Origin of the sequence: Caballeronia mineralivorans PML1(12) (genome assembly GCF_001028175.1) — a bacterium.
Classification (GTDB): Bacteria; Pseudomonadota; Gammaproteobacteria; order Burkholderiales; family Burkholderiaceae; genus Caballeronia; species Caballeronia mineralivorans.
Genome location: NZ_AEJF01000177.1, coordinates 1 through 11624, shown reverse-complemented (window position 1 = coordinate 11624; position 11624 = coordinate 1). Strand labels below are relative to the sequence as shown.

The window sequence follows — 11624 nt, the reverse complement described above, 5'->3', positions numbered from 1 at the left end:
CTCGGCGCGGCACGGCTCGGCTGGCTGGCAGCGGGCGGCGATCCGGCTGTCGTGCTCGCGAAACCGCCGGTGCGCGACGAGTTCATCCCGAACGCGGAACGCCACGCGATGCTGCGACAGAGATTGAAGGGATTCCGCGAGTTGTATCAGCACGTTCGGCCGTTATTCGATCCGGCACGGCCGCGGCTCGCATGACGATTCAATAGGCGCCCAGGGTTTTTCGGCCCTTAAGCACCGAGCGTGCACAATGTCGATCTTCGCGTGCCTTTGCGGCGCGCGATTTTCTTTGTAGTCGACACGAACGACCCAGATATCGAGCCACCGTGCCCAAGTCCAACGAAAAACTCGATCTCGCCACCCGCGCGGCGTGGCTGTATTACGTCGCGGGCAATACGCAGAACGAAATCGCGGAGAAGCTGCAGATCTCGCGGCCTGTCGCGCAACGGCTGGTCGCGTTCGCGGTGGAAAAAAACCTGATCCGCGTGCGGGTCGATCACCGGATTGCCGATTGCCTCGCGCTGGCCGCGAAGTTATCGAAGCGATACGGCTTGTCCCTGTGCGAAGTCGTGCCGATCGACGGCGACACGCCCGAGCAGGTGGACCGCAAGCTGGCGGTCGCAGGCGCGCAAGTGATGGAGCGTTTTCTCACCGATGAAAAACCGCTGGTGATCTCCATCAGCACCGGGCGCACTCTGAAGGCCGTGGTCGCGCAAATCGGGCAACTGGAGCGGCCGCAGCATCGGCTGGTGTCGATGGTCGGGGCGATCGCCCAGGACGGCTCCTCGAACCGCTATGACGTCGCACAGCATCTCTCCGAGAAGACCGGCGGCAAGCATTTCATGCTGCCCGCGCCGTTGATGGCCGACAGCCGGGCCGAGCGCGCTCAATGGTGCAATCACCGGCTGTATCGGATTGTCGATGCGTTGTCCGAGAACGCCGATGTCGCGTTTATCGGGATCGGGAACATGGGGATCAATTGCCCGCTGCACGAGGACGGGTTTATCACCACGGCCGAAGTGGAGGAAATGATGCAGGCCGGTGCGGTGGCTGAACTGCTCGGTTTGCCGATCGACGCGCAAGGCGTGCCGGTGAAATCGACGACTGGAGAGCGCGTGACGAGCCTGCGGCTGGACGCGCCGCCGAAGAGGCCGACGATTGGGTTTGCAGGCGGGCTAAGAAAGCGTGAGGCCGTGATTGCAGCGTTGCAGGGTCAATGGCTGTCGGGATTGGTGACGGATGAGTTGTGTGCACAGGCGGCGTTGGACGCTTGATTTTAGGCGCACCATTAAAAAACGCCCGGCTGCTAATGGCAACCGGGCGTTTTCATAGCGTCATATCCTCAAGCCGCCGACAACACCTCAACAATCTTCCGCTGATAGGCGATCCCTTCGGCGTTAAACAGATGGCAATGTTCAGGCGTCGCGCCGAGCTTCAGCACTTCGCCGCGTGAATGGCGCTCCAGCGGCGGGATGCGCGCGATTATCCCTTCCGGCGCCACCGACGATTCCGCGTAGAGATAAGCGGCATCGCCGAGCGACTCCACGGCCATCGTCTTCGAGGAAACGCCGTGCTCGAGCGTCGCCGCCGTCCCTGCATGCAAATGCTCCGGTCGAATCCCGACCGTTACCGCATCGCCCACTTTGGCCTTACCCGGCTCAACGGCAGCGAGTTGCGTCTCACCCGTCGCGTACTTCACCAGCACGCCGTCGCTCAACACCTGCGTGACTTCGCCGTTCAAGAAATTCATCTTCGGCGAACCAATGAAGCCTGCCACGAACTTGTTCTGCGGCGCGTGATAAAGCTGGTTCGGCGAGCCGACCTGCTCGACGTTCCCCGCCGACAACACCACGATCTTGTCCGCTAGCGTCATGGCTTCCACCTGATCGTGCGTCACGTAGATCATCGTGGTCTTGAGCTCGTCGTGCAGCCGCGCGAACTCCAGGCGCATCTTCACGCGCAACGCAGCGTCGAGATTGGACAGCGGTTCGTCGAAGAGGAACACTTTCGGCTTGCGCGTGATCGCGCGGCCAATCGCCACCCGTTGCCGCTGACCACCGGACAATTGCTTCGGTTTCCTATCGAGCAAATGATCGATGTGCAAAATCTTCGCGGCTTGCTTGACCGCTGCATCGATTTCCGGCTTCTTCGTGCCCGCGAGCTTCAAACCAAAGGCCATGTTGTCGTACAGCGTCATGTGCGGATACAGCGCGTACGACTGGAACACCATCGCGATACCGCGCTTGGCCGGCTGCACGTCGTTCACGCGCACGCCGTCGATGGTCAGGTCACCGCCGGTGATATCTTCCAGACCGGCGATCATCCGCATCAGCGTGGACTTGCCGCAACCGCTGGGGCCCACGAACACGACGAACTCACCGTCGGCGATATCGAGGTTCACGCTACGAATCACTTCAGTTTCTTCGTAACGCTTGTTGATGTTGCGCAGATTCAGGCTTGCCATGATGGAGTCTCCGTCTTTAACTTGGCTTCGGTTTCTGTGAGCGAAAGGCTCATGGCAGTTCGAAGCTTGCGTTTTTCAGCCACTGTCCAACAAGCGCGGGGAGCTGCCCCATCTCGTCGAACACGACACTTGCGCCAGCACGTTTCAGCGCATCGATTTGTCCCTCAGTTGCATGACCGCCGCCTACGAAACCCAGCACGGTCATGCCCGCCGCCGCCGCCGCGGTAACACCGGTCACGCTGTCTTCCACCACCACGCAGCGTTCGGGCGCGACCCGCATGGTCCGCGCCGCCGCGAGGTACACATCGGGCGCGGGTTTCGGGTTCGGCACTTTATCGGCGCAAAACAGACGCTCGCCGAAAAAGCGCACGAGGCCGGTGCGGCTCAGCACGGCTTCCACATACGACGTAAAGCTGTTGCTCGCGCAGGCTTTGCGCAGCGAGATAGCGGAGAGCGCTGCCTCGATTCCATCGACTGGCGGCGCCTCCACGGCCGCGGCTTCCACGACCGCCCGGATTGCGTCGATCTGGGCTGAATCGAGCGTCCGGCCGAGCGTGTCAGCCGTGCGCAGCAGCACCGTCTCGATCCGCAGCCCGAGCAGCGGCGTGACGATCGGTTCGGCATCCACGCCGGGCCAGAGCGCCTCCATCTCCTGTACGAGCATGCGTCCCGCAATCGCCTCGCTGTCGATCAATACGCCGTCGCAGTCGCAGATCAGCAGATGCCCGTCGAGGGCATCGGCTGGTGCGAGCACGTCCGGTACGCCGGCTTGGGACAAGTTCAGATTCACTGGATCGACCTCGCGTTCCACCTTATTTCACCGCGCCAAAGGTCAGGCCGCGCACCAGTTGCTTCTGCGACAACCAGCCGACAATCAGGATCGGTGCCACAGCCAGCAGGGAAGCCGCCGAGAGCTTCGCCCAGAACAGACCCTCCGGACTCGAATACGACGCAATGAACACCGTCAGCGGCGCCGCGTTCGAACTCGACAAGTTGATGCTCCAGAACGCTTCGTTCCACGACAGGATCACGAGCAGCAACGCAGTGGATGCGAGCCCGGGCAGCGACATCGGCATGAGCAGATAGACGATTTCCTGCCACGTCGCCGCGCCGTCTATGCGCCCGGCCTCCAGGATGTCGCGCGGGATCTCGTTGAAATACGTGTACGACATCCAGACGGCGATCGGCAGGTTGATCAGCGTATAAACGATGACCAGGCCCCACACCGTGTCGAGCATGCCGGTGTTCTTCCAGAGCAGATAGATCGGCACGAGCACGCCCACCGACGGCATCATCTTGGTCGACAGCATCCACAGCAGCACTTTCTGCGTTTTCTTGGTCGGGAAGAACGCCATCGCGTAGGCGCACGGCACGGCGAGCAGCAAGCAGATCACCGTGACGCCGACCGAGATCAGGATGGAGTTCCACGCGAACGCGAAGTAGTTACTGCGCGCGAACACCTCACGGAAACTATCGAGCGTGGGCGTGAAGATCAGCGACGACGAATACGCCTGCTGCTCGGTCTTGAAGGCCGTGATGGTCATCCAGAAGATCGGGAAGAACAGCAGTAGCGCAAACAGCCACGCGATCACGCCCAGCACGCCGCGCTTGAGCGTATCGAGGACCGGCACGGACGTTGTTGCGGTAACGGGATGGCTCATGATTCGTACTCCCCTTTCAGGTTCTTCGCGAGCATGCGCACGAGGAAGAACGCGACGATATTCGCCAGCACGACCGCCAGGATGCCGCCGGCAGAAGCCAGGCCGACGTCGAATTGCTGCAGGCCGAGCGCGTAGATCAAGTACGACAGGATGGTCGTCGCGGTGCCTGGGCCGCCGCCGGTCGTCGTATAGATTTCAGCGAAGATGGAGAGCAGGAAAATGGTTTCCATCATCACTACTACCGCAATCGCGCGCTTCAGGTGCGGCAGCGTGATATAGAAGAACATGGAGAACGCGCCGGCGCCGTCGATCCGCGCCGCTTCCTTCTGCTCCTGATCCAGGGACTGGATCGCTGTGAAGAGAATCAGGAACGCGAACGGCAACCACTGCCACGCGACGATCACGATCACTGCAAACAGCGGATAGTCGCCGAACCAGTCGATCGGCTGTAGCCCTAACGATCGCATCAACGCCGCGATCAAGCCATACACCGGATGCAAGATCATGTTCTTCCAGATCAGCGCGCTGACCGTGGGCATGACGAAGAACGGTGCGATCACGAGTAGCCGCGCAATACCCTGGCCGATGAACTTGCGGTCGAACAATACAGCGAGCAATACGCCGCCGATCACCGTGATCAGCAACACCGATCCAATCAGCGTCAGTGTATGAACGATCGATGGCAGGAAGGCCGGATCGGTGGCAAGGAATTCATAGTTGTCGATGCCGGCAAACCCTTTGACATCGGGATTAAGCAGGTTGTATCGCGAGAACGAATACCAGATGGTCATCGCGAGCGGGATGGCCATCCACAGGAACAGTACGGCAGTCGACGGCATGATGAGCCAGCGAACCGACTTCGCGCGCTTCTTGTCGCGCGCTGCGGCGGATTCCGCGTAACCGTGTGGGAGGGGGGGATTAAGTTGACTCATGATCGTGTCACCTCTCGATGAAGCGCAGGCCGCGCGCAAGGCTTCTTCACAGAAGCGGCGCGGCCCGCTGTACTACATTAGGTGCAACAAGTTACTGCTTCCAGGTATTTACTTCTGATACCCGGCTTGTTTCACGGCGCGATCGGCGGCGGCGTTGCCGGCCTTCAGCGCAGCGTCGACGGGGGTTTGCCCGGCGACCACGCCTGCAATCGACTGGCCGACCACGGTACCGAACGACTGGAACTCCGGAATCCCGACGAATTGCACGCCGGTGTACGGAATCTTCTGCGCCGACGAATCGTTCGGGTTAGCGGATTCAATCGCGCTCAGCACGAAGTCGCCGAACGGTGCGGCCTTCTTGTATTCCGGATTGGCGTAGGTCGACTTGCGCGTGCCCGGGGGAACCGATGCCCAGCCTTCGTCCTTCGCTGCCAACTGGATATAGTCCTTCGATGTCGCCCACGTCACGAACTTCTTCGCGGCGTCTTGCGACTTCGAGGTCTTCGGAATCGCGAGCGACCACGACCACAACCAGTGGTTACCCTTCGGCGTGACCGCGACCGGCGCTGCCGCGAAGCCGATCTTGTCAGCCACTTGGGATTGCGCCTTGTTATAGAGCATGCCGGCCGCGACCGTGGCGTCGATCCACATTGCGCACTTGCCCGAGGACATCAGCGTCAGGTTCTCGTTGAAACCGTTCGAGCTCGCTCCCGGCGGCCCGTCGTTCTTCAGCAGGTCCGAGTAGAACGTGACCGCCTTGTGCCACTCCGGCGTGTCGAGTTGCGCCTTCCAGTTCTCGTCGAACCAGCGCCCGCCGAAGGTGTTCACCACCGTCGAGACGAACGCCATGTTCTCGCCCCAGCCCGCTTTACCGCGCAGGCAGATGCCGTACTGGCCTTTGGATTTATCGGTGAGTTTGTCGGCGAATTGCTTGATCTGGTCGTAGGTCGGCTGGTCCGGCATCTTCAGGCCAGCGGCTTCGAACAGGTCCTTGCGGTAGTACGTCATCGAGCTTTCGACGTAGAACGGCAGCGCGTACAACTGGCCGTTGTACGAGAGGCCGTCACGGGCGGTCTTCACCACGTCTTCGAGGTCGTAGTCTGCGGGCAGGTTCGTCATCGGCGCGAGCCAGCCGCGCTTGCCCCACTGCGGCGCTTCATACGTGCCGATCGCCATCACGTCGAACTGGCCGCTGTTCGTGGTGATGTCGGTGGTGGCACGTTGGCGCAGCACGTTTTCTTCGAGAATGACCCACTTGAGCTGAATGTCCGGATTCGCTTTTTCGAACGCCGGCGACAGCTTCTTCAACTCGATCATGTCCGGGTTGTTGAGCGTCGCGATCGTCACGGTCGCGGCCTTCGCGGCGATTGGCGCGAGCGCGGCAATAGCGAATGCGGCGAATGCGAGCGAGCGCATCGGCAGGGTCTTAAGGGTGAAGTTGGCGCGTTTCATGTTGTTTCGTCTCCTTTATCGTTAGCACGGGCGCTGGTGCTGCGGGCTTGCCTGATGCGTCGATCGTTGAACTGATCGTTGCGTTGCTTGAAGCAGTCGATACTCGTGTGTTGCGGTGTTGCGGTGTTGCGTTGATTGCCTTCGCTGCGGTGACTTCTATTGCATAACTTCGTTTGCGGTCCGGCGTGCGTTGCTGGCGCCCCCGAGGGGTCGAGCGCACGAGACGCGCCGTCAACTCATCCAGTTGCCGCCGTCCACGTTCAGTGTTTGTGCCGTAATGTAGTCAGAATCCGCCGATACGAGAAACAGTGCCGCGCCCGTCAGGTCGTTGGGCAGGCCCATGCGTCCGAGCGGCACGGCCTCGCCGACCAGGCGTTTTTTCTCGCCGAGCGGACGGTTTTCGTATTTCGCGAACAGCGCGTCGACCGTCTCCCACATCGGGGTATCGACGACACCCGGTGCGATGCTGTTCACATTGATGCCATGCTTCGCCAGCCCCAGCGCGGCTGATTGCGTGTAGCTGATCACGGCGGCTTTGGTTGCGCAATAGTGGGAAACTAGCGCCTCGCCGCGACGCCCGGCCTGCGACGACATGTTCACGATCTTGCCGCCGCGGCCCTGCTCCACCATGCGCTGCGCGACGAGTTGCATCAGGAAGAACATGCCCTTCACATTCACTGAGAAGAGGCGATCGAAAATGTCCCAGGATTCATCAAGGATCGGGCGCATATCGAACAGCGCCGCGTTGTTGAACAGGATGTCGATGCCGCCGAACTTCTCCACGGTAGACGAGACGATCCGCTCAAGGTCCTCGCGCTTCGTGACGTCGGCCTTCAAAGCCAGCACATGTGCGGCACTATCCGGAAAACGCTGCGCCAGTTCGGTTTCGTCCTTCAGATCGACGACAACGACTTTCGCGCCTTCGTCCAGAAATCGTTTCGTGACCGCTTCGCCAATTCCGCTGGCCGCGCCCGTCACGATAGCTACCTTGTCCTGCAATCTCACGGCTGTCTCCGGTTCGTCTCTGAGTCGACTTCGAAATCCACTCTCGACCGCGTTATGGTGAGCGAACGCTCTTTACGCGATCAATTGCTCTCTGTGTGGTCGAATGATCGGTGACGCGTGAGACGGTGTCAAGGCACGCCGCCATGTTTCGATGCTGCGACGCGCAAAGCACCGTAAAACTGCGGGAAAACCCCAACCGGCGCGGGTTTGCGGGTCATCGGAAGGACCTGGGACACGGCTTTGTCATGTGTCTGCGGATGCAAAATCGAGTGATACGTTATATCATCGCTAGCGGTTTGAACGGTCTTGGCCGATGGAGCTCACCCCGGCTGCCTCGCCTGCGGTGAGCACGCCCACGCGAGGTCAACGCCACCTGCACCGTCAGCCCTTATCCAAGCTTCTCCAACCTCATTCCAGGAAACACCATGAGCAAACTTGCCGCCGCCATCCTGACCTGCGCCGCCCTTTTATCCGCTGGCTTTTGCGGCACGGCCTCGGCGCAAACAGCGCGTCCCGGCGTAGTACCGGTGGTCGCGGCCGAGAATTTCTACGGCGATGTCGTGCGCCAGCTCGGCGGCAATCACGTTCAGGTGACGAGCATCCTGAGCAACCCGGACGAAGATCCGCATCTGTTCGAAGCTAGCCCGAAGACCGCGCGCGCGTTGCAGAACGCGGCGCTTGTCGTGTATAACGGCGCCGACTACGATCCGTGGATGGACAAGTTGCTGGCGGCATCGAAGGGAAAGGGGCGCACCACGATCGTCGCGGCGCAACTGATGAGCAAGAAATCCGGCGATAATCCGCATCTCTGGTACGACCCGGCGACCATGCCGACGGTGGCGAAAGCAGTGAGCCAGTATCTGGTCCAGGCGGACCCGGCGAACAAGGCCGACTATGACGCGCGGTTGGGCGTGTTCCTGGCATCGGTGAAGCCCATCGACGATAAAGTCGCCGCGCTCAAAAGCCAGTACAAGGGCGTACCCGTGACGGCGACGGAACCGGTGTTCGGTTATATGTCCGACGCAATCGGCCTGGATATGCGCAATGCCCGCTTCCAGCTCGCCGCGATGAACAATACGGAACCGAGCGCGACGGATGTCGCTGCGTTCGAAAAGGATCTGCGCGAGCGTCGCGTGCACGTGCTGATCTATAACAGTCAGGCTACGGAAGCACTCACGAAACGCATGTTGAAAGTTGCCCACGATTCACACGTGCCGAGCATCAGCGTCACCGAGACGCTGCCCGCCGGCAAGACCTTCCAGACATGGATGACGTCGCAACTCGACGCGTTGTCGGTTGCATTGCAGGGAAAAACACAATGACGTTCTGGTTCGGTTGGAAGTCCGCGCTTTCCGGCGTCTTGCAATGACAGTGTCAGTGTCAATGTCGGTTAAGGCGGGCGCGCTGGAAGTCGAGCACGTCGTGCTCGAACTCGGTGGACGGCCGATCCTGAAGGACGCCAGCTTCACGGTCGCGGCGGGCGAGTTTATCGGCGTGCTGGGTCCGAACGGCGCCGGCAAGACCACGCTGATGCGCGCGATGCTGGGTTTGCTGCCGTTATCGAAGGGAACGATTCGCGTGAACGGCGCGGCGGTCGTGCGCGGCAATCCGTCGATTGGGTATATGCCGCAAACGCGCAGCGGTCTTGCCGGGCGGCATGTGCGCGGCCGCGATTTCGTCGCGATGGCCGCCGATGGCCATCGCTGGGGCCTGCCGCGCGCGAATGCCGCGGCGCGCGCCGATGTGGATCGCGTACTTGATCTGGTGGATGGCAAGACGCTTGCAACGCGGCCACTGTCCGAGTTGTCGGGCGGCGAACGGCAGCGTTTGCTGCTTGCACAATGCCTGCTCGGCAACCCGAAACTGCTGCTCCTCGATGAACCCCTGATCAGCCTCGATCCGCGTCACCAGACCGGCGTCGTCGATCTCGTACGGCGCGTGCAACGCGAACTCGGCATCACCGTGCTGTTCTCCGCGCACGAACTCAACCCGCTGCTGAACGCCATCGACCGCGTGCTGTACCTCGGCAATGGGCGCGCAGCGCTTGGCACCATCGATGAAGTCATCACAAAGCCGGTCTTATCGCAGTTATATGGATCGCCGATCGACGTCATGCACGTGAACGGCCGCATTTTCGTGATGGCCGGCGACGTGGAAGTCGACAAGCTCGACCACGCGCACGAGGACGGTCCGGACGGCGATTCTCATGCCCACGACCACGACCACGATCATGGGCACGGCCACCATCATCACCACACCGGAACGCATTCCCACGATGTTTGAATACGAGTTCATGCTCAACGCCTTCGCGGCGTCGGGGATTGTCGCGGTGCTCGCGGGCGTGGTCGGCTACTTTCTTGTGCTGCGCGGCCAGACCTTCGCGGGTCATGCGTTATCGCACGTGGGGTTCACCGGCGCGACCGGTGCGGTGCTGGTCGGCGTGTCGCCGCTCTGGGGCATGGTGGGTTTCACGCTTGCGGCGGGTATCGGCATGGGTGCGCTCGGTGAAAAGCTGACAGGGCGCGATGTCGCCATCGGCGTGATCCTGACGTTGTCGCTGGGCTTCGGCCTGCTGTTCCTGCACTTCTTCACCGCTTACGCCAGTCAGGCGACCGCGCTGCTGTTCGGCAACGTGCTGGGGGTGAGCCATGAGACGCTCGTGGTGCTGATTGTGCTCACGGTGGTCAGTCTCGGCGCGCTCGCAATCATCATGCGACCGTTGTTGTTCGCTTCGCTGCAACCGGAACTGGCTGAAGCCAAAGGCGTATCGCTGCGCCTCGTGTCCATTTTGTTTCTCGCGATCACGTCGCTGGCCGTGGCTGCATCGACGCAGATTGTCGGCGTATTGCTGGTCTTCGCGCTGATGGTGGGACCGGCGGCAGCGGCGCAAAACGTGACCACGCGGTTGTCGACCGGCGTGCTGCTCGCGGCGGTTTTCGCGCTTGCGCAAGCGTGGATCGGGTTGACGCTAGCGTATTACACCGACTGGCCAACGAGCTTCTGGATCACGATGCTCGCGGCAGGGGTTTATGGGTTGAGTTTGCTGGGACGGAAATGAATGGGTGCGCGCGGGATGGGACGGAAGCGCAACACGCGCTTCCGTCCCATCCTCAAGCGCACAACGTCCGTGCGTGAAACGCAATATGCTCGCCGATAAACGTCGAGATGAAGTAATACCCGTGGTCATACCCCTCATGCCGGCGCAAAGTCACCGCCTGCCCTGCCGCCTTCGCCGCCGCTTCGAATAGCTCCGGATGCAATTGCGTGGCGAGGAAGTTATCGGCCAGACCCTGGTCGATCAAGATCCCTGCTTCGAACTTTGACACCGCGTTCTTCACCAGTTCGCTCGCGTCGTACTGCTTCCACGTTTCTCGATCCTCACCGAGATAGCCCGAAAACGCCTTGACTCCCCACGGACATTGCGAAGGCGCAGCGATCGGCGCAAACGCCGATACCGACTTATAAATGTCCGGGTTCTTCAACGCGAGAACCAGCGCGCCGTGACCGCCCATCGAGTGCCCGAAGATCCCCAGCCGATCCTCACGCACCGGCAATTCCGCCAGCACCATCGCGCGCAGATCCTGTGTCACATACGAGTACATCCGATAATTGCGCGCCCACGGTTCCTGCGTGGCATCGACGTAAAAACCCGCACCCACGCCGAAATCCCACGCCGCGCTTTCGTTCGGCACGCCTGCTCCGCGCGGGCTCGTATCGGGCGCGATCAACGCGATGCCTTGCTCGGCCGCGTAACGCTGCGCGCCCGCCTTGATCGGGAAGGTCTCTTCCGTACATGTCAGGCCGGCGAGGTAGAACAACGCAGGCACTTTCCCTTCCGATGCCTGCGGCGGCAGAAAGACCGAGAACCGCATCGGCAGGCCGATGGATTCTGAATCGTGTTTGTAGGTCCGCTGCACGCCAGCGCAGCACCGATGTTCTTCCACAAGTTCCAGCATGGCTTCATCCCTTCTATTTTTGGCTGAGATAGCGAGATAACGCGCGCGAGGGTTCAACACCGCACCGGCATGCTCACCGTATTTGACGCGACAAACTAAGTCGCGCCTTCTCAGCGTGTGGTTCGCTTAGTACAACACTACTGAGCGGATCGACTCC

Annotated in this window: 11 protein-coding genes and 1 pseudogene; 5 read left to right on the top strand and 7 right to left on the bottom strand. The window is 61.1% G+C overall.

From position 1 onward, the window contains the following. Both EOS_RS30250 and EOS_RS30245 read left to right on the top strand, forming a co-directional pair. Positions 1-195: pseudogene (locus tag EOS_RS30250) on the top strand (xylulokinase); the annotation flags it as partial. Between the two features lie 128 nt (positions 196-323). Next, complete coding sequence (locus EOS_RS30245; RefSeq protein ID WP_047895879.1) at positions 324-1271, top strand: sugar-binding transcriptional regulator; 948 nt, start codon at positions 324-326, stop codon at positions 1269-1271. A gap of 68 nt (positions 1272-1339) precedes the next feature. Here EOS_RS30245 and EOS_RS30240 read toward each other — a convergent pair whose 3' ends face one another. The 6 genes from EOS_RS30240 to EOS_RS30215 form a co-directional block, all read right to left on the bottom strand. After that, entirely contained in the window at positions 1340-2461 is a 1122-nt protein-coding gene (locus EOS_RS30240; protein ID WP_047895878.1) for an ABC transporter ATP-binding protein, read from the bottom strand. A 49-nt stretch (positions 2462-2510) separates the two neighbouring features. Then, a complete protein-coding gene (locus EOS_RS30235) occupies positions 2511-3215 on the bottom strand; it encodes an HAD family hydrolase (RefSeq protein WP_047895882.1) in 705 nt (234 codons plus the stop codon). 58 nt (positions 3216-3273) lie between these two features. Beyond that, positions 3274-4122, bottom strand: a complete 849-nt coding sequence (locus tag EOS_RS30230; RefSeq protein WP_047895877.1) for a carbohydrate ABC transporter permease — start codon at positions 4120-4122, stop codon at positions 3274-3276. Next, positions 4119-5054 (bottom strand): carbohydrate ABC transporter permease, encoded by a 936-nt coding sequence (locus tag EOS_RS30225; protein WP_047895876.1) that lies wholly within the window; start codon positions 5052-5054, stop codon positions 4119-4121. The genes EOS_RS30230 and EOS_RS30225 overlap by 4 nt, the downstream gene beginning before the upstream one ends. Positions 5055-5162: 108 nt before the next feature. Next, positions 5163-6470, bottom strand: a complete 1308-nt coding sequence (locus EOS_RS30220; protein ID WP_235443011.1) for an ABC transporter substrate-binding protein — start codon at positions 6468-6470, stop codon at positions 5163-5165. A 267-nt stretch (positions 6471-6737) separates the two neighbouring features. Continuing rightward, the gene (locus EOS_RS30215) at positions 6738-7511 is read right to left on the bottom strand and encodes an L-iditol 2-dehydrogenase (RefSeq protein ID WP_047895874.1); all 774 of its coding nucleotides are present in this window, start codon (positions 7509-7511) and stop codon (positions 6738-6740) included. A 425-nt stretch (positions 7512-7936) separates the two neighbouring features. On the opposite strand from EOS_RS30215, the gene EOS_RS30210 reads away from it, so the two are divergent. Genes EOS_RS30210 through EOS_RS30200 form a run of 3 tightly spaced genes read left to right on the top strand, consistent with a single transcriptional unit; the run spans position 7937 to position 10569 of the window. After that, complete coding sequence (locus tag EOS_RS30210) at positions 7937-8833, top strand: metal ABC transporter solute-binding protein (RefSeq protein ID WP_047895873.1); 897 nt, start codon at positions 7937-7939, stop codon at positions 8831-8833. A 43-nt stretch (positions 8834-8876) separates the two neighbouring features. Next, positions 8877-9794 carry an ABC transporter ATP-binding protein gene (locus EOS_RS30205; protein WP_235443010.1) on the top strand — a complete coding sequence of 306 codons (918 nt, stop codon included), beginning with the start codon at positions 8877-8879 and terminating at the stop codon, positions 9792-9794. Beyond that, positions 9787-10569: a metal ABC transporter permease gene (locus tag EOS_RS30200; protein ID WP_047895881.1), complete on the top strand. Its 783-nt coding sequence runs from the start codon at positions 9787-9789 to the stop codon at positions 10567-10569. The genes EOS_RS30205 and EOS_RS30200 overlap by 8 nt, the downstream gene beginning before the upstream one ends. A gap of 52 nt (positions 10570-10621) precedes the next feature. On the opposite strand, the gene fghA is transcribed toward EOS_RS30200, so the two are convergent. Continuing rightward, on the bottom strand, positions 10622-11467 hold the full coding sequence (gene fghA, locus EOS_RS30195) for an S-formylglutathione hydrolase (RefSeq protein WP_047895871.1): 846 nt from the start codon (positions 11465-11467) through the stop codon (positions 10622-10624). Between the last annotated feature and the right edge of the window lie 157 nt (positions 11468-11624).